The sequence below is a fragment of the Streptomyces sp. NPDC045778 genome (assembly GCF_056431945.1).
Window position 1 is genome coordinate 171,650 of sequence record NZ_JBWKJZ010000009.1, and the last position, 24,152, is coordinate 195,801.

25 protein-coding genes are annotated in these 24,152 nt (G+C 72.5%); 15 read left to right on the forward strand and 10 right to left on the reverse strand.

Going from position 1 to position 24,152, the window contains the following annotated elements; translation table 11 throughout:
• The first annotated feature begins 28 nt into the window (after positions 1-28).
• The 7 genes from AC07GB_RS14490 to AC07GB_RS14520 all read left to right on the forward strand — a co-directional run bounded on the left by AC07GB_RS14490 (position 29) and on the right by AC07GB_RS14520 (position 8,190).
• Complete coding sequence (locus tag AC07GB_RS14490) at positions 29-586, forward strand: phage tail protein (RefSeq protein WP_478845137.1); 558 nt, start codon at positions 29-31, stop codon at positions 584-586.
• Complete coding sequence (locus AC07GB_RS14495; protein ID WP_478845139.1) at positions 583-1,788, forward strand: NADase-type glycan-binding domain-containing protein; 1,206 nt, start codon at positions 583-585, stop codon at positions 1,786-1,788. The genes AC07GB_RS14490 and AC07GB_RS14495 overlap by 4 nt, the downstream gene beginning before the upstream one ends.
• Before the next feature lie 159 nt (positions 1,789-1,947).
• On the forward strand, positions 1,948-3,978 hold the full coding sequence (locus AC07GB_RS14500) for an FAD/NAD(P)-binding protein (protein ID WP_478845141.1): 2,031 nt from the start codon (positions 1,948-1,950) through the stop codon (positions 3,976-3,978).
• A gap of 17 nt (positions 3,979-3,995) precedes the next feature.
• Positions 3,996-4,772, forward strand: coding sequence for an L-iditol 2-dehydrogenase (locus AC07GB_RS14505; RefSeq protein ID WP_478845143.1), 777 nt, complete (start codon positions 3,996-3,998; stop codon positions 4,770-4,772).
• Positions 4,773-4,806: 34 nt separating this feature from the next.
• Complete coding sequence (locus AC07GB_RS14510) at positions 4,807-6,177, forward strand: glycosyltransferase family protein (RefSeq protein ID WP_478845145.1); 1,371 nt, start codon at positions 4,807-4,809, stop codon at positions 6,175-6,177.
• A gap of 13 nt (positions 6,178-6,190) precedes the next feature.
• Positions 6,191-7,387, forward strand: coding sequence for an MFS transporter (locus AC07GB_RS14515; RefSeq protein WP_478845147.1), 1,197 nt, complete (start codon positions 6,191-6,193; stop codon positions 7,385-7,387).
• Positions 7,384-8,190, forward strand: a complete 807-nt coding sequence (locus tag AC07GB_RS14520; RefSeq protein ID WP_478845149.1) for an acetoacetate decarboxylase family protein — start codon at positions 7,384-7,386, stop codon at positions 8,188-8,190. Before AC07GB_RS14515 ends, AC07GB_RS14520 begins: the two co-directional genes overlap by 4 nt.
• 267 nt (positions 8,191-8,457) lie before the next feature.
• On the opposite strand, the gene AC07GB_RS14525 is transcribed toward AC07GB_RS14520, so the two are convergent.
• The 4 genes from AC07GB_RS14525 to AC07GB_RS14540 form a co-directional block, all read right to left on the reverse strand.
• The gene (locus AC07GB_RS14525) at positions 8,458-8,949 is read right to left on the reverse strand and encodes a response regulator (protein ID WP_478845151.1); all 492 of its coding nucleotides are present in this window, start codon (positions 8,947-8,949) and stop codon (positions 8,458-8,460) included.
• A gap of 416 nt (positions 8,950-9,365) precedes the next feature.
• A complete protein-coding gene (locus tag AC07GB_RS14530) occupies positions 9,366-9,593 on the reverse strand; it encodes a DUF5133 domain-containing protein (protein WP_478845153.1) in 228 nt (75 codons plus the stop codon).
• A 144-nt stretch (positions 9,594-9,737) separates the two neighbouring features.
• Positions 9,738-9,920 (reverse strand): CsbD family protein, encoded by a 183-nt coding sequence (locus AC07GB_RS14535; protein WP_478845155.1) that lies wholly within the window; start codon positions 9,918-9,920, stop codon positions 9,738-9,740.
• A gap of 285 nt (positions 9,921-10,205) precedes the next feature.
• Entirely contained in the window at positions 10,206-11,822 is a 1,617-nt protein-coding gene (locus AC07GB_RS14540) for an eCIS core domain-containing protein (RefSeq protein ID WP_478845157.1), read from the reverse strand.
• A gap of 360 nt (positions 11,823-12,182) precedes the next feature.
• Between AC07GB_RS14540 and AC07GB_RS14545 the strand changes: the two genes are divergently transcribed.
• The 4 genes from AC07GB_RS14545 to AC07GB_RS14560 all read left to right on the forward strand — a co-directional run bounded on the left by AC07GB_RS14545 (position 12,183) and on the right by AC07GB_RS14560 (position 13,694).
• Positions 12,183-12,386 carry a hypothetical protein gene (locus tag AC07GB_RS14545; RefSeq protein ID WP_478845159.1) on the forward strand — a complete coding sequence of 68 codons (204 nt, stop codon included), beginning with the start codon at positions 12,183-12,185 and terminating at the stop codon, positions 12,384-12,386.
• A gap of 189 nt (positions 12,387-12,575) precedes the next feature.
• The gene (locus AC07GB_RS14550; protein ID WP_478845161.1) at positions 12,576-12,947 is read left to right on the forward strand and encodes a phage holin family protein; all 372 of its coding nucleotides are present in this window, start codon (positions 12,576-12,578) and stop codon (positions 12,945-12,947) included.
• On the forward strand, positions 12,944-13,423 hold the full coding sequence (locus AC07GB_RS14555) for a DUF3618 domain-containing protein (protein ID WP_478845162.1): 480 nt from the start codon (positions 12,944-12,946) through the stop codon (positions 13,421-13,423). Before AC07GB_RS14550 ends, AC07GB_RS14555 begins: the two co-directional genes overlap by 4 nt.
• Positions 13,424-13,427: 4 nt before the next feature.
• Positions 13,428-13,694 (forward strand): DUF4235 domain-containing protein, encoded by a 267-nt coding sequence (locus AC07GB_RS14560; protein ID WP_478845164.1) that lies wholly within the window; start codon positions 13,428-13,430, stop codon positions 13,692-13,694.
• 40 nt (positions 13,695-13,734) lie between these two features.
• Here the strand turns inward: AC07GB_RS14560 and AC07GB_RS14565 are convergent, their stop codons facing one another.
• The 3 genes from AC07GB_RS14565 to AC07GB_RS14575 form a co-directional block, all read right to left on the reverse strand.
• Positions 13,735-14,355: a DJ-1/PfpI family protein gene (locus tag AC07GB_RS14565; protein WP_478845166.1), complete on the reverse strand. Its 621-nt coding sequence runs from the start codon at positions 14,353-14,355 to the stop codon at positions 13,735-13,737.
• 45 nt (positions 14,356-14,400) lie between these two features.
• Positions 14,401-15,120 (reverse strand): alpha/beta fold hydrolase, encoded by a 720-nt coding sequence (locus tag AC07GB_RS14570; RefSeq protein WP_478845168.1) that lies wholly within the window; start codon positions 15,118-15,120, stop codon positions 14,401-14,403.
• 154 nt (positions 15,121-15,274) lie between these two features.
• Positions 15,275-16,126 (reverse strand): helix-turn-helix domain-containing protein, encoded by an 852-nt coding sequence (locus tag AC07GB_RS14575; RefSeq protein WP_478845170.1) that lies wholly within the window; start codon positions 16,124-16,126, stop codon positions 15,275-15,277.
• A gap of 293 nt (positions 16,127-16,419) precedes the next feature.
• Between AC07GB_RS14575 and AC07GB_RS14580 the strand changes: the two genes are divergently transcribed.
• From AC07GB_RS14580 to AC07GB_RS14590, 3 genes are all read left to right on the forward strand, one after another.
• A complete protein-coding gene (locus tag AC07GB_RS14580) occupies positions 16,420-16,944 on the forward strand; it encodes a helix-turn-helix transcriptional regulator (protein WP_478845172.1) in 525 nt (174 codons plus the stop codon).
• Between the two features lie 149 nt (positions 16,945-17,093).
• Positions 17,094-17,507, forward strand: a complete 414-nt coding sequence (locus AC07GB_RS14585; RefSeq protein ID WP_478845174.1) for a VOC family protein — start codon at positions 17,094-17,096, stop codon at positions 17,505-17,507.
• Between the two features lie 124 nt (positions 17,508-17,631).
• Complete coding sequence (locus tag AC07GB_RS14590; protein ID WP_478845176.1) at positions 17,632-20,028, forward strand: ATP-binding cassette domain-containing protein; 2,397 nt, start codon at positions 17,632-17,634, stop codon at positions 20,026-20,028.
• A gap of 7 nt (positions 20,029-20,035) precedes the next feature.
• On the opposite strand, the gene AC07GB_RS14595 is transcribed toward AC07GB_RS14590, so the two are convergent.
• The 3 genes from AC07GB_RS14595 to AC07GB_RS14605 form a co-directional block, all read right to left on the reverse strand.
• Positions 20,036-20,794, reverse strand: coding sequence for a uracil-DNA glycosylase (locus AC07GB_RS14595; protein WP_478845178.1), 759 nt, complete (start codon positions 20,792-20,794; stop codon positions 20,036-20,038).
• Between the two features lie 100 nt (positions 20,795-20,894).
• Positions 20,895-21,833 (reverse strand): alpha/beta fold hydrolase, encoded by a 939-nt coding sequence (locus AC07GB_RS14600; protein ID WP_478845180.1) that lies wholly within the window; start codon positions 21,831-21,833, stop codon positions 20,895-20,897.
• Positions 21,830-22,453: a TetR/AcrR family transcriptional regulator gene (locus AC07GB_RS14605; RefSeq protein WP_478845182.1), complete on the reverse strand. Its 624-nt coding sequence runs from the start codon at positions 22,451-22,453 to the stop codon at positions 21,830-21,832. Before AC07GB_RS14605 ends, AC07GB_RS14600 begins: the two co-directional genes overlap by 4 nt.
• 179 nt (positions 22,454-22,632) lie before the next feature.
• On the opposite strand from AC07GB_RS14605, the gene AC07GB_RS14610 reads away from it, so the two are divergent.
• Positions 22,633-23,907: a dienelactone hydrolase family protein gene (locus tag AC07GB_RS14610; RefSeq protein ID WP_478845184.1), complete on the forward strand. Its 1,275-nt coding sequence runs from the start codon at positions 22,633-22,635 to the stop codon at positions 23,905-23,907.
• Positions 23,908-24,152 lie beyond the last annotated feature (245 nt).

The window sequence follows — 24,152 nt, forward strand, 5'->3', positions numbered from 1 at the left end:
CGTGTCCGGCGTACCCGGGAGGCCGCCGATGAGAGGCTCCGTCGACGGGCTCGGCTCCTCCGCGCCGATCGGCACGATGCTGCCCGCGGTCTTCGCCGACGACGACCTCGCCCAGCGCTTCGTCGCGGGCCTCGACGAGGTCCTGGCGCCCGTCCTCAACGTCCTCGACTGCCTGGACTCGTACTTCGACCCCGCGCTCACGCCGCTCGACTTCGCCCAGTGGCTCGGCACCTGGGTCGGGGCGGAGACCGACGGCATCGAACCCGAGGCCCGGCTGCGCGCCGCCGTGGCGGCCGCCGCGAGCCTGCACCGCGTACGGGGCACGCTGCGCGGCCTGTCGGAGGCGGTCCGGCTCGCCTTCGGCACGGTGCCGGAGATCACGGAGAGCGGGGGCGCCGCGTGGAGCGCGCGCCCCCGCGGCCCCGTGCCCGGCAGCCCCCGCCCCCATCTGCACGTCACCCTTCGGCTGCCCGATCCCACCCCGGCGGACATCCACCGCCTGGACGTGCTCGTGGCCGCCGCCCGTCCCGCACACATGCCCTACACCGTCGCCGTGGCGGCCGCTGAAAGGACCTTCGAACGATGACCACCCAGAACTGCGCCGAGTGCGACTCCCGCGTGGAACCCGGGCAGTCGTTCTGCGATGCCTGCGGTGCGGTCCTGAGCTGGGACCGGGCGGGGGCACGCAGCGCGGCGCCGACGGCGTCCGGCGCCGCTCCCGGCCCGGCCTCCGCCTCCGCCTCCGCCTCCAGCAGTGGCCCCGGAGGCGGCATCGGCCAAGCGGCGCCCTACCCGCCCGGCGATCCGAACCTGACGGACACCACCCCCAACACCCCGGCGGCCGCGGCCCCGCACGGCCCGGTCCCCGCCGACGCCCTGAACGACCGGGCCCGTTCCCTGGTCGTCCCCGTCTCCGAGCCGGAGGCGAGGCCCGCCGTGGCCTCGCCCTCCGTGGCTCCTGTCCTGCCGGGCCGGCCCGACACCGAACGGCCCCGCGTCCGTGTCCCCGGCCCGCGGCAAGGGACGGGGCACGGCGCGCCCTGCCCCTGGTGCTCCACGCCGAACCACCCCGACCGCCACTTCTGCGCCCGCTGCGCGATGCCGCTCACCGAACGCGGCGAGCGCGGCGACGGCCCGCCCGTGCACCAGCCCTGGTGGCGCCGCCTCTTCGGGCCCGGCGGGCACGAGACCCCCTGGGCGGGCGACCGCCCCCGGCTGAGCCGCGTGTTCGACCGCGTCGGCACCTGGATCACCGCGGCCGTCGTCCTGCCCCTGCTCGTCCTCGGCGTGGTGAACATCCCCGACGGCGTCTCGGCCACGCGTGACCACTTCGCCAAGCGCGCCCCGGTCGAGCCGGACGGGATCCGCGCCTCGCGCTCCTTCGAGGGACACGGGCCGAAGCTGGCCTTCGACAAGCTCAACAACACCTGGTGGGGCCCGGGGGTCGCGGAGTCGGGCCAGGGCGAGTGGATCGAGGTGAGCTTCACCCGGCCGACCCGCCTCCTGGACGTCATCATCACGCCGGGCATGTCGACGCGCGCCGACCAGCTCGGCAAGTCGGCCCTGCCGCACCGCGTCAAGGCGAGCATCACCAAGAAGGACGGGGGGACCGAGACCCGCGACCTCACTCTGGACCCGGGTGCGGGCGGCCAGCGCCGGTCCTTCCGCGTCGGCGAGGTCACCCGGGTCCGCTTCACCATCGAGTCGGCGCACGCCGCGTCCGCGAAGAAGCAGGTGGCCATCGCCGAGATCGAGCTGTTCGGCCGCTCGGGCGGCGACAGGTCCTGACCGGATCCCTCCCCTCCGCCGCCGGGCGCTCGCCGGAGAACCACGACTTCGGCGAGTTGCCACGGTGAAACGGGCTTCCTTGCCCGCCCCCGAGCCCGCCCAGAATGCTGAACGCGCCACCGGGCCGATGACTGCTCACTTTCCCGAGGGGGGATTCCGGTGCCTGGAGTCAGCGTGCGCGTGCCGGTGCACAACCGGCATCCCGTTCCGGCACCGTTCACGACCGACCACGCACCGGCCGACGGCCCGGCCCCCGCACCGGCCGGCCCCGGCGGCGGTTACGCGGTCGCCGTGGTGGGCACCGGCCCGCGGGGCATCTCCATCCTCGAACGCCTGGGAGCACGGCTGCTCGGCAAGCGGCCCGCGCGCCCCCTCACGATCTACGCCATCGACGCGGACGAGGTCGGTTCCGGCCGGGTCTGGCGCTCGGGCCAGCCGCGGTGGCTGTCGATGAACAACCGCTGCGGCGAGGTCACGATGTTCTCCGGCCCCGCCGACGACGGCGCGTGGCGCCCCGGCGCCGGGCCGACGTTCGCCCAGTGGTGGCAGCGCGTGGACGCCCGCTACCCCGGGCCCGACGCGTACGCGCCCCGCAGCCTCTACGGGCGCTACCTGCGCTTCGTCCTCGACGTGGTGGAGACGAACCTGCCGCCCGATGTGCGCCTGGTGCGTGTTCCCGGCCTCGTCAGCGCCATCGAGGAGCACGACGGGCGGTTCGCACTCCGCGTCGGGGACCGGCGGCTCACCTGCGACCAGGTCGCCGTGTGCAGCGGCCATCCGCGCGAGCAGCCCGACCGGCCCGCGCCCGCGGGACGCACCGCGGTGGCACGGCAGCGGCGCCGCGCGCCCGCACGTTCCTCGGACGGCACCGGGCGCCTGGGGGTGCTCCCCGGCAGCGTGATCGGCATCCGCGGGCTCGGCCTCAGCTTCCACGACGTCGTCGCCATGCTGACGGTCGGGCGCGGCGGCCGCTTCGTCGGGCGGGGGCGTGACTGCGTGTACCTGCCGAGCGGGGACGAGCCCGACCTCATCGTGGCCGGGTCGCGGAGCGCCCTGCCCATCCCGGCGCGCGGGGCCGCGCAGCGGCCGTTCGACTTCAGGTACGTGCCCCGCCTCTTCACGCCCGAGCGGATCGCCCGCCTGCGGGCCGCGGGGCCGCTCGACTTCCGTGCGGACGTCGTGCCCTGGCTGGAGGCCGAGGTGAACCTCGCCTTCTGGCGGCGGCGCCTCGGCCCGGACGCCTTCGCGGACCTGGAGCGGCACCTGGCAGGCCTGGAGTCCGCCGGTCCCGAGGTGTTGCCCCGGCTCCGGCAGGCCGCGGCCGGCCTCGGCTGCGACGAGTCCCTGTCCCTGGAGGACCTCGCCCACCCCTTCACGGGACGCGCCTTCGCCGGCCAGGGCGAGTTCCGCGACGAGCTGGGGCGGCTCCTCGCGGACGACGTGGAACAGGCGCGGCTCGGTGAGGTCGACGGCGCCCTGAAGGCCGCCATGGAGGTTATCCGGGACGTACGGCCGACGGTGCGGGCCGCCGTGGACTTCGGCGGGCTGACGGCCGCCTCCCACAAGGACTTCGTGGAGTGTGTCGGCCCGATGCTCGCCTTCCTCTCGACGGGACCGTCCGCCGTCCGGTCCTGCCAGCTCATCGCGCTGATGCGCGGCGGTCTGCTCGAAGTCCTCGGGCCCCAGGCCCGGTTCACGGCCCACGACGACGGGTTCGTCGGCCATTCGCCGCTGGTCGCCGACTACAGCGTCTTCTGCTCGGACGTCATCGACGCCCGTGTCCGGCAGCCCGGCCTCGACGGCGACGCGGGCCCGCTGGCCGAGAAGCAGCGGGCCAGCGGTGCCTGGCGGCCGCACGTGTGCGCGGGCGATCCGTCGTTCCGCACGGGCGGCGTCGACGTCACCACAGCGCCCTACCACCCCATCGCCGCCGACGGCTCGGTGGAGCGCCGGATGTACGTGCTCGGCATCCCGACGGAGTCCACGCGCTGGTTCATGCAGGTCGGCATCGGCCGTCCCGGGCCCTGGGGCGAGTTCTTCCGCGACGCGGACACGATCGCCCGGGCGGCCCTGGGCCAGGTCGAGCTGACCGGCCTTCCCGACGAGGACGGCGCGCCCCTCGGGGAGCGCGACATGGACTACTGCTTCGGCCCGCAGCACCCGGACGGGGCCTTACTTCCCGAGTACTGAACCCATGGAGGTGTGTCGTGGAAAGCAAGGTCCTCAACGACAAGGTGGCGGTCGTCACCGGCGCGGCCCGAGGCATCGGCAAGGCGATCGCGCGGCGGTACGTCGAGGAAGGCGCGCTCGTCGCCGTCGCGGATGTCGACGCGGCGGCGGCCGAGAAGACCGCGGCGGAGCTGGGCGAGCGGGCCGCGGCGTTCCCCTGCGACGTCGCGGACACGGCGTCGGCGCGCGCCATGGTGGAGCGGGTCGGCGCCCGCTTCGGCCGGATCGACATCCTCGTCAACAACGCGGGCGTCTTCGACATGCAGCCGCTCCTGGAGATCACCGAGGCCGAGTACGACCGGGTCTTCGACATCAACGTGAAGGGCCTGCTCTTCACCCTCCAGGCGGTCGCCAAGGACATGGTCGACCGCGGCGTACGCGGAAAGGTCATCAACATCGCGTCCCAGGCCGGGCGCAGGGGCGAGCCGCTCGTGGCGGTGTACTGCGCGAGCAAGGCCGCGGTCATCAGCCTCACGCAGTCGGCGGGCCTCGCGCTGATCCGGCACGGCATCAACGTCAACGGCATATCGCCGGGCGTCGTCGACACCTCCTGGGACAACGTCGACGCGCTGTTCGCCAAGTACGAGAACAGGCCGCTCGGCGAGAAGAAGCGGCTGGTCGGCGAGGCCGTGCCGTTCGGACGCATCGGGCAGGCCGAGGACCTCGTGGGCGCCGGCGTGTTCCTTGCCTCGCACCACGCGGACTACGTCGTCGCCCAGACCCTCAACGTCGACGGCGGCAACTGGATGAGCTGACGGGCGCGAGCGCCCTCAGGAGACGGAGGCGGTTATGGCGGTACGGGCGCACGACGGGCCGAGCCTGATCGAGGCACCGGCCGGAGGCGGTCCGGCGCACGGCGGCGCGGAGGAGGTGCCCCGGGCCGCGCTCGTCGTCGTCTCCATCGACGGCCTGTCCTCGCTCAAGTGCGGCATCGGCTGTGTCGTCCACTGGTTCTTCGAGGCGATCGACGAGATCGTGGCCTCGACCCCGGAGCTGCGGCACGACGACTGGTCGCTGCACGCCCTGAGCCCGCACCTCGATCCGGCGTCCGGCGACTACGCGAGCGACATCGTGGCCGACGTCGCCACCGCCTGCGGCAGGTACCGCGGGGACTTCCGGTGGTTCGACGTGGAGGACAACTCCTGCCTCAAGAGCGTCTGGTCGCTCGACGACGTCGACCGCTGGCGCTCGATGTGCCACAGCGCGGCGGCGGAGATCCGCCGGCTCGCCGAGGTCCGCGGCCGGGTGACCGTCCTCGCGCACGGCACGATGTTCGCCACGCTCAGGTCCCATCTGGCGGCGTGGCCCAATGTGCAGTTGATCTACATGACGCACACCCTCGGCCGTGTCTTCCTCGACGCCAACTCGCGTAACAGGACGTCGTACGAGGACGAGGGTTTCGCCCTGATGCGGGCCGCGACCCGGGACAGGATCGGCTTCGTCGGCACCTACTACCGCGACGTGCTGCTCACCGAGTACGACCGGCGCGAGCAGGACCTGGTCCCGTTCCAGAACGCCGTCTACATGCGCTCGCGCCGGTTCGGCGCACTGGCGGAGCCCGCCGCCGCGCCTGGCCTGGGGCCGGTGCCGGGTGGCAAGCGGCTCGTGTTCTCCTGGGGGCGGTGCGTGCCGCAGAAGGGCTTCGACGTGGTGATTCCCGCGTTCGCCGCCTTCCTGCGCGAGCGCGAGGACGCCGAGGACTGGCACCTGGTGCTGCTCGCGCCCCAGGAGGTCGCGGCGTTTGAGTACGTGGCGTCGCTGCGCGAGCTGCTGCGGGAGCTGCCGCCGGGCAGCTACACCTTCGTCGAGCACTTCGAGCCGCTGCTGCCGTTCCGGATCCTGGCGAGCCCCGCCCTGGAGATCTGCGTGTTCGCCTCCCGTTTCGAGGCGGGTCCGCTCACGCTCATCGAGGCGCTCGCGTTCGGTCACGAGGACGTGAGCATCGCGTGGCACGACATCCCGCCGATGCGTCACCTCCTGCGGGACCAGCCCAAGACGTTCGGCTTCGCTCCGCTGCGGGCGCGGGAGATGGCGGGCGCGCTGTTGCGGGCGGCGGACGACGGCGGCGGGATCGTCAAGGGCAGCGTCATCGACTTCGCGACGAGCATGTCGGCCGGCCTTTCGGCCTCCTTGGGCTGGTGGGACACCTCGGACGGGTGAGAAGGAGACCAGGATGATCCGCCTGTGCGCGGCCTTGTTCTGCATGTTCGGCTTCACGCTCGGCAGTTGGCAGGCGTCGCTCCCCGATCTCGTGCGCGCCCTGGACATATCCCCGCTGGAGCTGGGCGTGTGTCTCACCGTCGGGTTCGCCGGGGCGCTGCCCGCCATGTTCATGGGCGGCCGGCTCATCGCCAGGTTCGGCGCCAAGGGGCTGCTCATGGCGGGGGCGGCCGGCATGGCGGCCGCGCTCGTGGGCGTGGGGTTCACGGGGTCGTACGTGGTGCTCGTGCCGCTGGTCCTCGTCCTGCTCGGCTGCCAGGGGTCCTTCGACGTCGCGATCAACGCGGTGGCGATCGCCATCGAGCAGCGGTCGGGCCGGCAGGTCCTCGCCTTCATGCACGGGGCGTTCAGTCTGTCCGCCGCGGCGGGGGCGCTGTCCTTCGGCCTCTACCGTCCGCTCGGATTCCGCGTCGGCTACTTCGGCGTCGCGGTCGCCCTCGCTCTCTTCGTGTGGTGGATGGCGCGCTGGCGTGCCCTGCCCGAGGCGAGGTCGTCGGCCGCGCCCGAGGCCGGGCCCACGGGCCGGCGCGTCCTGCTCGGGGCCGACGTCCTCCTGGTCGCCGGCATCGTCGGGGTCTCGTTCCTCGGCTCGGGCATCCTGGAGAACTGGTCCGCGATGTTCGTCCGGGACACCGTGAGCGATCTGGCGATCATCAGCTCGTTCGGCCTCGCGAGCTTCCACGGCGCGATGGGGGTCGGCCGCGTCCTGACGTCCGCCGCGCTGCGCCGTTTCGACCGCCTCGCGACGATCGCCGCGTGCGGGCTCCTGCTGGCGGCCGCCATGGTGTGGTCGCTGCTCGCGCCGGGCCCGGTGCAGGCGGTGGCCGCGCTCTTCGTCGTCGGGATCCTGCTGTCCGGCATCGCGCCGATCGGTTTCTCCGTGGCGGGGGACCTGCGGCCCGAGCGGGTCGGGGAGGTGAGTTCCACCGTGGCGATCGCCGGTTACGCGAGCTTCCTCGTGGGGCCGGTCCTCGTCGGGGTCCTGGCGGACCTGCTGGGGCTGCGTGCCGCGTTGGGGTCGGTGGTCGTCGTCGGTGTGGTGATCAGCCTGCTGGCGCTGCTGCTCAAGGGCCGGTTCGAGGGCCGGTCGCGGAAGAGGCCGACGGCGCGCGACACGGTCGCCGGTCCACTTGAGGGGGCGGAGCGATGAAGTTCGATCCCGACTACACCTATCGCATGCCGGTCGCCTTCGGACCGCTGCCCGGCCCCCGCCAGGTGCTCCCCGGCTGCGGGCCCAGGGGCGGCGAAGCCACCGTCACGTCGTACGCGCTCCGCTTCACCACGGCGGCCGAGGCCATCGCCGAGCTGCTTCCGCCCCGCTTCGCGCCGCACGGCGAGCCCGTCGTGACGGTGGAGTACACCGAGCTGACCGATGTGCCCTGGCTGGCCGGGCGCGGCTACGACACCTTCGCGGTCAAGCTCCCGGTCCGCTTCGAAGGCCGCGAGGACCGGGTGACGGGTGCCTTCGTCGCCGTCGTCTGGGAGAACATGGCCGACCCGATCATCACGGGCAGGGAGGAACTCGGCTACGCCAAGCTCTTCGCCGACCTGGCCTCCCGGCCCGAGGGGCGGGACGCGCACCGCTGCGCGGCGTCCTGGGACGGCCACACCTTCGCGCAGCTCACGTTCGAGCGGATCACCGAGGTGCGGCCCGAGCCCGCGGCCCCGCAGGACGGCGTACTCAACTTCGGATACGTCCCTGGCGTGGACGCCGGGTCGGGCCCCGACCGCATGGGCGCGGTGCTCACGCCCGCGGTCGGCGGCGTGGACATCGTGCGGCAGGCGACGGCGGTGGGCCGCGTCCGCTTCGTGAGGTCGTCGTGGGAGCAGCTCCCGACCTTCTACAACGTCGTCAACACCCTGGAGCGCCTGCCGGTCCTGAGCCACGGGGACTGCGTCATCCGCCGGCTGCGGCGCAACATCGAGAACCGCGGCCAGCGGCACCTCGTATGACCAGAAGAGTGCTCGCCATGGACCTCGACCAGGCGGACTTCGGCGCCGCGCGCGCCGCGCGTGTGACTAATCGGTCACGAAGTCCCGCACGGTGCGAGCGGCTTGCCTCTCGGGCAACTACGCTCCTGCGTGGGTTCGGCAGTGAGCCCGTCTACCGCTCCCCGCCGCATACGGTCGGGGAGCGGGACACCTTCGCCGGATGGCCCTCCAGGGCGCGGCACGGCCGCACACCCCCTGTCCGACGCCGATCGATCCGGGCTCGGCCGGTCAGCCGGCCTCATGTTCCTGGATCCGCGTGTAGAGGGTGGCGAGGGCTTCCACTTGGGTGCGCAGGGCCCAGGGGCTGACCGGTTTGATCAGGAAGCCGGCCGCTCCCAGGCGGAAGGCACGCTCGGCCAGTTCGTCGCTGCGCCCCACCCCGGTGATCAAGATCACGGGTAGCTGCCGGGTCTGGTCGAGGCGGCGCAGATAGCCCAGCACGTCCAGGCCGTCGAGGCCGGGCATGAGCAGGTCCAGGAGCACGACGGCGACGTTGTCGCGCAGCACCGTCCGCAGGGCCTGCTCTCCGCTGGTGGCGCGCAGGACGCGGCGCCCCAGGGGCATGAGGACCTGCTCCATGGCGAAGAGGTTGTCCGGGTGGTCGTCGACGACCAGCACCGCGTACGAGTCCCGTGGCGCGCTGCCGCGGTCGGGCGACGCGTGCCGGAGGGGCTCGGTGGATGTCGTGGCGGGGGTGTGGTGCGCGGGCGGCAGCCTCATGTGCGTTGTTCTCCAGATGACGTGCGAGGAGCACGAAGTGGCCGCTGCCTGACCATCTTCCAGAACGACACCTTAGCGTCGCTCGCCGTCCCTCATTGTCCGTTCGGAGGGCTCATCCCACTATCCGAGGATCTCCACGGCGCCTGACGTCGTCGTTCGGCCCGTGGGACGGGTGCCGCGGGCGGGGGTCGGGCCCGAGTGCCGGGTTGACGCGCCGCCACGTGGAGGGGATGCCGCCCGACCAGGGCGGACCGGTGCCGGGCGCGGCCCTTCACCACCGCAGCCACGGGGCGGCGAAGGGCCTCAGGGCTGTTGCCCCAACCCTGTCCCGCACGAGTCGCCAGCACGCGTCTTCTCACACAGGTCTCTTGCGGGACCCCCGGGGCTCCGGGGCCGGTAAGTCCGCCGCCCGGGAGTCAGGCGGTGAGCAGGGAGTCGTCCTCGGGGCGGGCGCCCGGCAGCCGGTGGCGGGCCGCGATGAGGGCCGCGTCGACGTCACGGGTGCCGGTGGAGACGCACAGCGTGTACGCGACGTCGTCCATGCGCTGGCGGACCTGCGGGCTGCCGTCCTGGGCGTGCAGGATCCGCAGCGTCTCGTACTGCTCGACGAGGTTGCGCAGAATCGCGGGGTGGGCCATGAGCATGGAGAACCTCCCTAGTCACCGGACTTGCCTGGGTCACACAGCGACCCGTATGCCCGGGGTCCAGGCCACCATGCACGGCGGTGTGGTCAGGAGAATCACGGGAGCCGCCCCGCCACGAGGGCGGGGCGGCTCCGCGGCGCGTGGTCAGCGGTCGTCGCGGTCGCGCAGGGAGTCCCGGACGCCCTGGGCCCTCTCGCGTGCCTCGTCCGCGGCCTCCCGCATCTTGGCCTTGGCCTGGTCGGTCTTGCCCTCGGTCTGCATGCGGTCGTTGCCGGTGACCTTGCCGACCATTTCCTTGGCCTTGCCCTTGGCCTTGTCCACGCCCATGATCACTCCTCTGATGGGGTTGGGGGGGTGTTTGTCACGCTATGGGCGATCTGGGCGGCGCGCATCCGGAGGCCGTCCCGCCCCCTGTCAGCGGCGTCCGTACGGGCGTCAGGTCCAGGCCCGTCGCTCCTGGCCGCGCGGGTCGTCGACCTGGGTCCCTTCGGTGTCGACGCGCGCTCTGCCGAGCCTCGGCCGCACGGCTGCGGCGTCGTCGCGGTGCGGCCGAGGCGCGGGGGCCGCTCACCGAAGCCCTGGAGGCCTCCGCCGCCGGGGCCGCCGCCCGGGTCAGTCCTCGCGATCCGATTCCGAGCCGTACCCGGCAAGGACGTTGCCGTCCTTGGTGAGGGTCACATAGGTCTGCTCGATCTGTCCGTCTATCAACGCGAAGAGAGACGCCGCTCGCTCTCTCGGCGACACGTCGACGCTGTCCTTGTACTCACCGACCGTCTTGTTGGCGAAGTACTCGGAGTAGAACGCCCCGGGGCGCACCCGGTCCCTGCCCCCCGCATCCTTGGGAGAGCCGTTCGGGTAGAGCTTGGTGAAGCAGGTGGCGCACGGCCGCTTCGTGCCGCTGAGGTGCTCGGGGGTCACGCCGCCGTTGTGCGCGAGGATGCGCAGCTCCGCGTGCAGTCCTTCGTTGCCCTGGCGCGCGATGACGATCCCGCCGCCGGACCCGCCGGAGCCTCCCCCCTGCCCCAGCGTCTCCTCCTTGTGCATGCGGTCCGCCGACTCGAAGTGCGCGTTGATCCTCTCGCCCCTGTCCTTCTCGTCCTGCGCCGCGTCCGGCTTCGGATCCGGGCGCTTCGCCGTGGCGATCATGTATCCCAGCAGGTCCCGGATCCCGCGCCCCTGCAACCAGGCCAAGTGGGCGTTCGAGGCCATGTCGTTGGCCGCGATGACGAGATTGCCGTTCTTGTCGATCGCGGCCTGCACTTCCACGGGGTTGAAGCATTCACTCCTTTCCGGCTCGCGCTTCTGTGTCAGCAGGTACTGCTTGGTGACGGTGGCGATCCAGCGAAGCCGCTGGGCCTCCGGCTGGTCCTCGAAGTCCTTGGGGGGTGACTGTCCTTGGACGATGGTCCGCGCTTGGAACTCGCCGTCCGATCCGGAGCGAACGGCCCATTTGCCGGACGCGATGAATTGGGCACGCAGCGCGGCCTTGAATTCCTTGCCTCGTTCGAGTGGCGTCATTTTCCGGATGGAGGCCAGCGCGGCGGCGTCCGTGAGGCCGGCCAGCTCCTCCAGGTCCGAATCGCCGAACTCCTCCTCGCTGTCGAGGTCCATGAGATCGTCCTGCGCCGCGCGCTGCACCGTGGCGGCGTTCGGCGGGACGGAGGGGCCCGGGTGGCGCGTGTGCGGGTCCGTGTGCTCCGTCCCGTCCACCACCGCTCTCTGCACGGTCACGGAGGGGGCGGTTTCCAGGCCCGCCTCGAAGGCGTCACCGTCGATGTCCGCCGTCCGTTCGGAGGACTGGCGTGGGTCGGTGACCGGCATCCCCGCGCCCTGGTCGGTGCCCGTCACGGGCACCCCCCTGAAGTTCTTGTCGAGGTGGCTGAACTCGTGCCCGATGAGCGACAGATCCCGGGTCCCTCCCGGTGGCAGGAAGACATGGGCGCCGATCGTCATGGCCCGGGCCCCCATCGCCTCGATGGCGCGCTGCGCCACCGGGCCGTCGTGGAACTGGGCGGCGGAGAAGTCGTTCTGGTAGAACGACTCCGCCCGCGCGTACAACGGGGTCGGGATCGAGCTGGTCGGGGAGTTGATGGCCTCGTTGATCAGCGACAGGGCATCAGTCGGAACGTCCTTCGCGCCTCCGTGACCGCATCCGGGCCCGTGGGCGTGCTGCTCCTCCTTCAGCAGGCGTGCGACAGCTCTGTTGCCCGCCAGGCGCTGCAACGTCATGACGTGCGAGGGATGCATCGGCCCGCGCGCCGGCCCTCCACGGGCGGCCGCCGCCGGGCGGCGCGCCCCTCCTGCGCCGGCGGACTTGTCTCCGGGACGTTCTTCCTGTGCCCGCACGGGACCCCTTCCTGCACAGCGCTCTCCTGCGACTTTTGTAGCCGCCCGCCCCCTGGACAGGCAGGGCCGTCAGGGCACCGTGCGGGGCAGACCGGACGGCACCTCGGGGCGGGGCCCTGGTGAGCACGGTCCTCGCGCCCACGGTTCGGGCGCCCGATGGTCACCAGAACTTCACACGCGTCGGCCGGTGCCGGGCAGTGCCACGGGAACCCGAAGTCGTGACGCTGGCTGGGAGGGATCCACGTGGTGATCGCCGTCGCCATTCTGCTGTTGCCGGGCCTGGCAGTGCTGCTGTACGCCATGGATCGCCTTGAGGGGCGATTGTTCGACGGCTCGCCGAGGGCCCGCCACGCGCGGGGCCGGCACCTGCGTCTTGTGCACAGCAGCGCCGAGTCCCCCCGGCGCCGCCGGCACGCCGAGCGGCGCGCGCGCAGGGACGCCGCCTGATCGGCCCCCGCACGCCCTTTCGCCGGATCTCGTAGGCAGCATCCGGCCTGTTCGGGGTACCCGCACCAACCGGGCGGCCGGACGCCGCGGCGCCCCGGGCCGGAAGGTAGTTCCAGACAGGAGGTGATCGCTGTGTCGAGTGCGCGGCCTCACAGCGGACCAGCCCCGCACACGCCGGGATCGGAACCGGTGGGCGAACTGGTGCAGCGCGCGTCACAACAGCTGACCGAGCTGGTGCGGGGCGAACTCCGCCTGGCCCAGGCGGAGATGAAGGAGAAGGGCAAGCGGTACGGCAAGGGCGGCGGCCTCTTCGGCGGCGCGGGCCTCGTCGGGTTCCTGATGCTCGAGGCCTTGGTGGCCACCGCGATCGCGGCGCTCGCGGTGCCGCTGCCGGTGTGGGCCGCGGCCCTCATCGTGACCGGGGTGCTCGGCGTCGTCGCGGGTGTGATGGCGATGACGGGGAAGAAGGAGGTCTCCCGGGCCGCGCCACCGGTACCGGAGAAGACCATCGAGAACGTGAAGGCCGACGTGGCCGAGATCAAGGAGAGTGCGCACCGATGACCCAGTCACACGAGGACGAGCCGGCCCCGACGCCGCAGGAGCTGCGCGACCAGGTCGAGCAGACCCGCCACCAGCTCGCCGGGACGGTGGAGGCGCTCGCGGCCAAGGCGGATGTCAAGGCCCGCGCCCACGACAAGGCCACCGAGGTCAAGGACCAGGCCGCGGCCAAGGCCGGCGAACTCAAGGAGCAGGCCGCGGTGAAGGCGAGGGAGCTGCGGACCAAGGCCGTCGACGCCGCGTCCCGGGCCCAGGACAAGCTGCCCGACCCCGTCAAGGACAAGGCCGCCCAAGCCGCCGAGCAGGCCCGCGTCCAGGCGGCCAGGACCGGACGCGCGTGGGAGGAGAAGGCTCCCGAGCCGGTGCGCGAGAAGACCGCCGAAGGCGCGCGGATGGCCCGCGACCACCGCACCGCGCTGCTGGCGGCCGGTGGTGCGGCCGTCCTGGTGTGGTGGGCGTACCGGCGGCGGAACGGATGAGCGCGTGAAGGCCTCGAAGATCGCCTACAAGCCGGTCGGTCTCGCCCTCGGCGCGGTCAGCGGCATGGTCGCCGGAGCGCTGTTCAAGCAGGCGTGGAAGGTCGTCGGCCGCGACGAGGACGCCCCGGACGCCACCGACGAGCACCGCGACTGGAGCGAGGTGCTGCTCGCCTCAGCCTTGCAGGGCGCGATCTTCGCGGTGGCCAAGGCCGCCGTGGACCGCGCGGGCGCCACCGCCATGCGGCGCCTGACCGGCACCTGGCCCGGCTGACGCGAGCGCCCGCGGTGACGGTGCGGCGCGGGCGGTCCGGCTAGCGCAGGGTGCGGGCCCGTGCGAGGACCTCGGCCGGGGCTTTGGCCACCGAGCCGGTGTCGAAGGGCGGTCGCGGGTCGTACTCGGTGTAGAGCTGGATCGCCTGCGCGGTCACCTCGTCGGTGAGCAGCGCCGCCAGCTGGATGGCCATGTCGATGCCGGAGGAGACGCCGGCCGAGGTGATCACGCGGTCGTGCCGCACCACGCGCTCGGGGGTGTACTCGGCGCCGTACGTCTCGAGGTGTGCGGCCGCGTCCCAGTGGGTGGTGGCGGTCAGGCCGTCCAGGAGGCCGGCCGCGGCGAGCACCAGGGTGCCGGTGCAGACCGAGGTGGTGAAGCGGGTGCGGGTGTGGATCCGGCGCACCCAGTCGAGGAAGGCGGGGTCGTTCATCATGGTCTTGAAGCTGCCCCCGCCCGGGATGAGCAGGACGTCGCAGTGTTCCACCTCGGAGTACCTGGTCGCGACGTGGACCGGAAGGGAGCCCAGCGTGTCCTGGACCGGGCCGGGTTCGTCGGTGACGAACCGCACGGTGGCGCCGGGCACGTACGCGAGGATCTCGTAGGGACCGATCGCGTCGAGCGGCTCGAAGTCGTCGAAGAGGGGGATCACTATGTCCATGCGCCGCAGCATAGCCACCACTTGACCGGCTCCCGCCGGGGTCGGTCAGCTCGTCGCGCGTACCGCGTCGCTGATGAGATCGGCGACCTGCCGGGGTTCGGACAGGGCGACGGCGTGCGAGGTTTCGGGGAGTTCGACGACCACGGCTCCGGCCCGCCGCGCGCCGAAGCGCTGCACCTCGGGGTTGACGGCCCGGTCGGCCCCCGCCACCAGGGCCCAGGACGGCTTCGTCAGCCAGGCCGCGGCGGAGGCCGTCTCGGCCAGGGCCGCGGCGGCGAGGGGGCGTTGGGCCGCGGCCAGGACCCTCGCGACCTCCACGGCCACGTCCGCGGCGAAGACGGAGGGGAAGGCCGCCTCGTCGATGGTGACCTCGACGGCGGAGTCTCCATCGACAAGTGGATAGGTCCACTCTCTCAGGTGGCCCGCCAGCAGCGAGTCGGGGAAGCGTCCCTGCAACTCCCCCACGCTCTCGTCCTCGTGGGGTACGTACGCGGCCACGTAGACGAGCCCGACGACGTTCTCCGCTGCGCCGGCCACGGTGATCAGCGCGCCGCCGTAGGAGTGTCCGACGAGGACGACGGGCCCGTCGATCTGGGCGACGACGGACGCGACGTAGGAGGCGTCGGACGCGAGGCCGCGCAGGGGGTTCGGCGGTGCCATCACCGGGATGCCGTGGCTCCGCAGTTCCGAGATGACGCCGATCCAGGTCGCCGCGTCGGCGAATGCGCCGTGCACGAGGACGACGGTGGGCAGGGGGGTGGTCATGGGCAGCTCTCTTCTCGGTGTCAGGCCACGTGCGGGGCGTCACGCTGTGGTCCACGAAGGAGATCCGTGCAGCTGGTCGCCCACGGTAGAGCCGCGGCGGCGGCACCGATGGCACCGCGGCGCACCGCCGCTGCCACGGCAGCGCACGCCGTCCTCACACCGCCGTCGGGGCGAAGGCCGAGGTGGCGAGGGCCTGCCATGCGCTGGGAGACATGCCGTACGCGCCGCGGAACGCGCGGCTGAAGTGGGAGGGGCTGCTGAAGCCCCAGCGGTGGGCCACCGCGGCCATGGTGAACCTCCGGTGGGACCGGCCCAGTTCGATCCGGCAGGACTCGAGTCTGCGGCGGCGCACCCACTGACTCACCGTTGTGCCGTCGTTCTGGAAGAGCTTGTGCAGGTACCGGACGGAGATGTGGTGGGCGCGAGCGATCGACTCCGGGGAAAGGTCCGGGTCCGTCAGGTGCTCCTCGATGAAGACGCGGATCCGGGCCAGCGTCTCGTGACCGCCCTTGGACGTGGGGGCGGCGTCGCCCGCCGTGTCCGTCTCCAGGAGTTCCACGACCAGGACGGAGAGCAGGTGGACGGCCGTGCGGGCGAGCCGGTCCCCGATCGCGGACCGGCGGAACTCCGCCCCGGCGGCGAGCGCCGACAGGAAGTCCGACACCAGCGCCCCCAGCCCCTCGCTGCCGCGCACGGGGACTCCCACCACCTGGTTCAGTTCCGATTCGGTGATGCCCAGGTAGCACCGGGGTATCCGGAAGAAGACCATCTGGCTGTCGTCGCCGAACCGCAGCAGGTGGCGCCGGGCCGGATCGCAGAAGACCAGGTCGTTCGGCTCCAGGGGCCTTCTGGCTCCCTCGCGGAGGCTGGTGACCGTCCCGCCGACGTGCATGCCGAGGTAGAGGAACGTGCCCTCCGGCTCTCCGGGCATGTCGGAGACCATGGGGACGACCCACTCCGCGGCGGCGTGCGGCTCGGGCGCGGGGGCCGTGACGGGCTGAGGCATGGGGACTGGCTGAGGCATGGAAACTCCGGACCGTACGGTTCTTCGTGGTGGGCGCGGGCGCGCGGATCGCGGCGGGCGGGTCAGGTCCGGGCGCACGGGTCCTCGGACAGGAACGTCTCCACCACCGCGTTGAAGACCGCCGGGTTCTCCAGGAAGGGGAAGTGCGAATTCGCCACGTCGGCGGGGAAGACGTGCAGGCGCGCGTAGGGAATCCGCCCCGCGATGAAGCGCTGTGCGTCGGGGGAGGCGCAGGTCAGGGCGGTGGGTCAGCGGCCCCGTGCGATGCTGTGGCCATGAACCTGGAGGACCTGGTGCGGCTGCGTCGCGCCAAGGACGTGATGGACCGCTTCTACGCGCGGCCGCTGGACGTCCCCGCGCTCGCGAAGGTCGCCCTCATGTCGTCCGGTCACTTCTCGCGCAGCTTCCGTGCCGCCTTCGGGGAGACGCCGTACAACTACCTGATGACCCGCCGCATCGAGCGGGCGAAGGCCTTGCTGCGGCGCGGCGACATGAGCGTCACCGAGGTGTGCTTCGCCGTCGGCTGTACGTCGCTGGGGTCGTTCAGCTCACGCTTCACCGAGCTGGTCGGGGAGTCCCCGAGCGCGTACCGGGCCCGGGACCACGAGGCGAGCGCCACGATCCCGGCGTGCGTCGCCAAGGTCCACACACGGCCGGTGAGGAACGGGGGGCCGGCCGGGGGCCGGACACCGGATGAGCCGCCACGCGACCAGGCAGCGGACAAGGCCCGCCGACAGGACGCGACCGAGGCACCCGCCCAGAAGACCAGCGAGCCGCACGCACGCGGGGCGCGGGCCTGACACACACGCACGACGCGGACCGCACGCACGCGCCGTAAGCCGACCAAACACACACGCAAGACGCAGGCGAGGACAGCGGTGCGCGGGCCGTGCAGAAACCGGTCAGGATCAGAGAAGCGGATTCGAGCGGCGCCTCGTAGCGTCGAGGCATGGACATCAAGCTCTCGCAGTGCTTCATCGCAGTCGACGACCACGACAAGGCGCTCGCCTTCTACCGCGACGTCCTCGGCATGGAGGTCCGCAACGACGTGGGGTTCGAGGGGATGCGGTGGGTGACCGTCGGGTCCCCCGGCCAGGACGTGGAGATCGTCCTGGAGCCGCCGCTCGCCGACCCCACCGCCGCCCCGGCCGACCGGCAGACCATGGCGGAGCTGCTCGCCAAGGGCCTGCTGCGCGGCGTGATCTTCACGACCGATGACGTCGACGCCACCTTCGAACGCGTCCAGGCCGCGGGCGCCGACGTCCTCCAGGAGCCCATGGACCAGCCGTACGGCGTCCGCGACTGCGCCTTCCGCGACCCGGCGGGCAACATGCTCCGCTTCAACCAGCCCCGCAAGCAGTAGGCCCCCTGAAGCCCCTGCGGTAGGGTCCCGGCCCAGCGCCGCGGGGGTTTTCGCTGATCAGATCGAGCCGGGCGGCATGGCCCGGGGCCGCACAGGCGGCCCCGGGGAGACAGATGGAGAGACAATGAGCAAGGTCACGAGGACGCACGCACAGCCGCCCGCACCGCACGTCGCCGACAGCCACGACCTGATCCGCGTGCACGGCGCGCGCGAGAACAACCTCAAGGACGTCAGCGTCGAGCTGCCGAAGCGGCGGCTCACGGTGTTCACCGGGGTCTCCGGCTCCGGCAAGAGTTCGCTGGTGTTCGACACGGTCGCCGCCGAATCGCAGCGGATGATCAACGAGACCTACAGCACCTTCGTGCAGGGCTTCATGCCGACCCTCGCCCGGCCCGAGGTCGACGTACTGGACGGCCTGACCACCGCGATCATCGTGGACCAGCAGCGGATGGGCTCCGACCCCCGCTCCACGGTGGGCACCGCCACCGACGCCCACGCGATGCTGCGCATCCTCTTCAGCAGACTGGGCAAGCCCCACATCGGCCCGCCCAGCGCCTACTCTTTCAACGTCGCCTCGGTCCGGGCGAGCGGCGGCATCACCGTCGACCGCGGCGCCGCCAAGACGAAGACCGTGAAGGCCACCTTCAACCGCACCGGCGGCATGTGCACGCGCTGCGAGGGCCGCGGCTCGGTGTCCGACATCGACCTCACGCAGCTGTACGACGACTCCAAGTCGCTCGCCGAGGGCGCGTTCACCATCCCCGGCTGGAAGTCGGACAGCCAGTGGACCGTCGGGCTCTACGCCCAGTCGGGCTTCCTCGACCCGCACAAACCGATCCGCAGCTTCACCAAGAAGGAGATGCGGGACTTCCTCTACGGCGAGCCGACGAAGGTCAAGGTCAACGGGGTCAACCTCACCTACGAGGGGCTCATCCCGAAGGTCCAGAAGTCGTTCCTCTCCAAGGACAAGGAGGCGATGCAGCCCCACATCCGCGCCTTCGTGGAGCGGGCCGTCACCTTCACCACGTGCCCCGAGTGCGACGGCACCCGGCTGAGCGAGGGGGCCAGGTCGTCGAAGATCAAGAAGATCTCCATCGCCGACGCGTGCGCGATGGAGATCCGCGACCTGGCGACCTGGGTCCGCGGCCTCAAGGAGCCGTCCGTGGCCCCCTTGCTCACGGCGTTGCAGCAGAGCCTCGACTCGTTCGTGGAGATCGGCCTCGGCTACCTCGCGCTCGACCGGCCGTCGGGCACCCTCTCGGGCGGCGAGGCGCAGCGCGTCAAGATGATCCGCCACCTCGGGTCCTCGCTCACCGACACCACGTACGTCTTCGACGAACCGACCATCGGTCTGCACCCGCACGACATCGAGCGGATGAACAAGCTGCTCCTGCGGCTGCGGGACAAGGGCAACACGGTGCTCGTCGTGGAGCACAAGCCGGAGACGATCGCGATCGCCGACCACGTCGTGGACCTCGGCCCGGGCGCCGGCACGGAGGGCGGCACCGTCTGCTTCGAGGGCACGGTCGAGGGCCTGCGCGCCAGCGGCACCGTCACAGGCCGCCATCTGGACGACCGGGCCGCCGTCAAGGAGTCGGTGCGCAAGGCCACCGGGGCCCTTGAGATCCGCGGCGCGAGCACGCACAACCTGCGGGACGTTGATGTCGACATTCCGCTCGGGGTGCTCACCGTCGTCACCGGCGTCGCCGGGTCCGGCAAGAGTTCGCTCGTGCACGGCTCGATCCCCGCGGGCGAGGGCGTGGTGTCGGTCGACCAGAGCCCGATCCGCGGCTCGCGGCGGAGCAACCCGGCGACGTACACGGGCCTGCTCGACCCGATCCGCAAGGCGTTCGCCAAGGCCAACGACGTGAAGCCGGGCCTCTTCAGCGCCAACTCCGAGGGCGCCTGCCCGCACTGCAACGGCGCCGGGGTGATCTACACCGACCTGGCGATGATGTCCGGCGTCTCCACGACCTGCGAGGAGTGCGAGGGGCGGCGGTTCGACGCCTCGGTCCTGGAGTACCGCCTCGGTGGCCGTGACATCAGCGAGGTGCTCGCGATGTCGGTGACCGAGGCCGAGGAATTCTTCGGCTCGGGCGAGGCCCGCACCCCGGCCGCGCACAAGGTCCTCCAGCGGCTCGTCGACGTCGGACTCGGCTACGTCAGCCTCGGCCAGCCCCTCACGACGCTGTCGGGCGGCGAGCGGCAGCGGCTCAAGCTCGCCACGCACATGGCGGAGAAGGGCGGCGTGTACGTCCTCGACGAGCCGACCGCGGGCCTGCACCTCGCCGACGTCGAGCAGTTGCTCGGCCTGCTCGACCGGCTCGTGGACTCCGGCAAGACCGTCATCGTCGTCGAGCACCACCAGGCGGTCATGGCGCACGCCGACTGGATCATCGACCTCGGCCCCGGGGCCGGGCACGACGGCGGCCGGATCGTCTTCGAGGGCACGCCCGCCGACCTGATCGCCGACCGCTCCACCCTCACCGGGGAGCACTTGGCGGCGTACGTCGGCGCCTGACCCCCGGTCAGCTGGGCGCCTGCGGCCCGGGCGCGGCGGGCGGGGCGTACGGCGGCACGCACGCCTCGCCCGCCGCGGCCCGCAGGACGTCCCGGAGCATCTGCGGGGTCAGCCGGCCGGTGAACGTGTTGCGCTGGCTGACGTGGAAGCAGCCGTACAGGGTGACCGGACCCGGGCCGTCCGCGAGCGGCGCGGCGCGCTCCAGGGTGACGCGGGCGCCGTGCGCGAACCGCGGGCGCGGCTTCGGCACCTGCCACCCCGCCTCCGCGAAGGCGGGCAGGGCCGCCTGCCATCCGAACGCCCCGAGGATCACCGCCGCCCGCAGCCGTGGCGCGAGCAGCCGCAGCTCCTGCGCGAGCCAGGGCCGACAGGTGTCGCGCTCCCCGGGCGTCGGCTTGTTCTCCGGCGGCGCGCAGTGCACCGGTGAGGTCACGCGTACGCCGCGCAGTGTCAGCCCGTCGTCCAGGGAGACCGCCAGGGGGCTCGACGCGAGCCCCAGGTCGTACAGCGCCCCGTACAGGACGTCCCCGGAGCGGTCGCCGGTGAACATGCGGCCCGTGCGGTTGCCGCCGTGCGCCGCGGGCGCGAGCCCGATGACGAGCAGTGAGGCGTCCGGCGGCCCGAATCCGGGCACCGGCCGTGCCCAGTACGTCCAGTCCTGGAACGCGGCCCGCTTCACCCGCCCGATCTCCTCGCGCCAGGCGACCAGGCGCGGGCAGGCCGCGCACTCGGTGACGCGGGCGTCCAGTTCAGCCAGAGGTTCCATACGGTGCACCGGTCCGGGACGGGGGTCGTCGATCAAGGATGGTGGTCGGGTTCCACGGTAGACGGATCCTGATCCCGAGGAGGTGGCGGCCTCCTCGGGCTCACTGGATGCCCTGGGCCGTCCCCGGCCCATCCAAGCCCTCAAGTCCCTCAAGTCCCTCCAGTCCCTCCAGTCCCTCCAGTCCCTCCAGTCCCTCCAGGAACGGGATGATCGCGTCGATGAAGTGCTCGTTCCGGTCGCCGGCGACCATGTGCCCCGCCTCGGCCACGTCGACGCGCCGGGCGAGCGGAACCCCGACGCGGAACTCCTCGGCGATGTCCTCGCGCACCACGTCGCTGACGCCGCCGCGCACGAGCAGGATCGGCACCGCGGCGCGGCGCGCGGCGGCGAGGACCCGCTCGGCCCTGCCGGGCGGGTCCATCCGGCCCTCGAAGCTGTCGAGTATCCGGGGGTCCCAGTGCCAGACCCAGCGGTCGCCGCGGCGCCGCAGGTTCTTGCGCAGCCTTTCGGGGTCGTCCGGACGCGGGCGGTTCGGAAGGTGGGCGGACACCGCGTCGGCCGCATCGCCGAGGCTCGCGAACCCGTCCGGCCTGCCGCGCATGAACTCCACGATCCGGCGCGCCCCGCGGAGATCGGGCCGATGGGCGACGTCCACGAGCACCAGCGCGCGCACCGCCGCCCTCGGGGCCTCTCCGGCGGCGAGCAGCGCGCTCAGGCCGCCGAGCGAGGCGCCGACGAGCGCCGGCCGCCCGCCGATCTGGGCGAGGAGTGCCCGGACGTCGTCGGCGAACAGGTCGAGGTCGTAGGCGCCGTCGGCCGACCAGTCGCTCGTGCCGTGCCCGCGCAGGTCGGGGGCGATGACCCGCCACCCCAGCGCGGCGAGGCGGGGGCCGGTCCTGTCCCAGGCGTGCCGCGTCTGACCGCCGCCGTGCAGCAGGACGAGGGGCGGCGCGGACGCCTCGCCCCACACGCCGGCCGCGAGCCGGATCCCGCCGTGGCCCGTGAAGCTCAGGGGCCGCGGCAGGGCGCCGGCCGTCATGCCGCACCCCGGGTCCGCAGCGGCGCGAGGAGCCGGTCGCGATGGGGGTCGGCGGCCGCCGCGGCGAGCACGACGTCAAGGGCGAACAGGGCGCGGGCGAGGAACCGGTCGTCGTCGATCAGGGCGGCGACCCACTGGTGCAGCGCGCCCACGCACGAGGCGCCGACGGCGGCGGCCAGCGCGTCGGTGTCCACGTCGGCACGCAGGACGCCCTGGTCCCGCGCGTCCGCCAGCGCCCGGCGGAGCTGGTCGAGCGGACTGCGGGCGAACACGAGGCCGCTCGTCTCCCACTCGCGCACCATGCGCCGCGACACGACCGGGTCGCCCACGAACAGCTCGACGGTCGCCCTGACGACCTCCCTCGGGCCGCCGCTGCCCAACGCCGCCAGACGGTGCTCCAGTTCGGCCGTGAAGCCGTCGGCGAGCGCCTCCCAGATCTTGTCGCGCGGTCCGATCAGGTTGTACACGGTGGCCGGGGCGACCTCCGCCCGCTCCGCGATCCGCTCGGTGCTGATCACCGCTTCCGGGCCGTCCCGGAGGAGTTCGCGCGTGGCTTCGAGGATCCGGCTCCGCCGCTGCGCCTTGTGCCGCTCACGGAGTCCGCCTTCGGTCGGCCGCATCCGAGCACGCTCCTTCATGGAGTACTTAGAGAGGTAGTTAAATTTAGAGTTGCCTCTATTCATGGTCAAGCGGGAGCCCGCGCCGCCGCGGCGCCCCACGCGGCGGCGCGGCGCTGCCACGAGCCGCTACAAGCTGCCACAAAGGGAACGCGCCCCTCCTTTCCGCCGTCCTCTCAGCCATGACCACCGCAATCCGACGGACAGCGCACCTCACGGCCGCCACCGCCGCCTTCGCCCTGACGCTCACCTGCGGCACCGCCGCCGCCCGGGCCGCGACCCCCGGCAAGCCCGCGACGCCGCAGCGAGCCACCGCCGCGGGAACCACCAGCAGCGCGGCGAGCCTGACCAGCTACCGGCTCGCCCCGGGGCTCCTCAAGATCACCGGCGGCAGGACGGCGGGCAATCCGTCCCAGGTCCACGGCGTGCTCGGGATGCCCAAGGGCAAGGGGCCCCACCCGGTCGTCGTCGTCCTGCACGGCACGCACCACAACTGCGTGACCACGAAGGACGCGTCCGACGTCGTCGCCCGCAATCCGGTGAAGACCAACTGGCCGCTGGTCTGCGCCAAGCCCGGGAAGCCGGAGCGCGGCCTGGGGCCGGACTACCTGCGCCAGGACGTGGGCCTGTCGCACGTCGTGCAGGCGCTCACCCGCAAGGGGTTCGTCGCCGTGTCCATCGACGTCGTGTCGCCGGAGATCTGGTGGGGCGGCGAGACGAACCCCACCAAGGGCTACACCGATCTGGTCAGCGCTCATCTGCGGCTCCTCTCCGACCTCAACAAGGGCGTGAGCCACGGCCTGAAGCTCCCCGGGGTCAAGGGGCGCATCGACACCTCGCGCGTGGGCCTGGTCGGACACAGCCGGGGCGGCGGCTACGTCCTGTCCCCGAAGGCGGCCGAGCGCGCCGGGCTCTTCGGCGCCGTCGCCGTCGAGCCCGCCGAGAACGCCGAGCCCGCGCCGCACAAGGTGCCCGTCCTCAACATCCGTGGCGCCTGCGACGAGGACGTCGAGGCGCAGGCCGGGCGGGCGACGATGAAGGCGCTCGCGAAGTCGGGCTCGACCAGGGTCGCGGCGGACGTCCTGCTCGCGGGGACCGGCCACCGGATGATCAACACCAACCTGGCCCCCACCGACAAGGGCGGCGGGATCGGCCCCTGCCAGGCCGCCGATGTCGCGTCCCCGGCCGCCGCCCGCGCCCAGGCCGCGCAGCTGACCGCGGTGTTCCTGGAGCAGGCCCTGCGCAAGGCCTCCTCCTACCGCCTCCCCGCCCTCAAGGGGCTCGCCCCCAAGGGCGGCAACCTGCGCGAGGGCGGCCCGGCCCTCACCTTCCGCCCGGCCCGCCCGGAGACGTTCACCGACCCCCGCGCCATCCGCGAGGTGTCGTCGAAGCAGCGGCTGCTGCCCGCCATCCCCAAGAATCTGAAGGTCAACAAGCGCCCGGACGACGGGATCTGACGCAGGGCCGCGGGCGCGCTTCCCGGGGGGAAACCCCGAGCGGCGCCCGCGGCCACGGGCCGCACTTCGGCGCGCCGGCAGAGGCACCGGCGGGGACACCGACAGGGGCGCCGAAGGGCCCGCTCCCCCTGCCGACGGCCTCAACTGCCCGTCGCTCGCCCTTCGGAGGGCCGGAAGGCCGTTCGACCACAGGGCGGTCACGCGTCCGCCCAGCCCCTCCTCTTGCGCCTTTCCGGTACGTATGC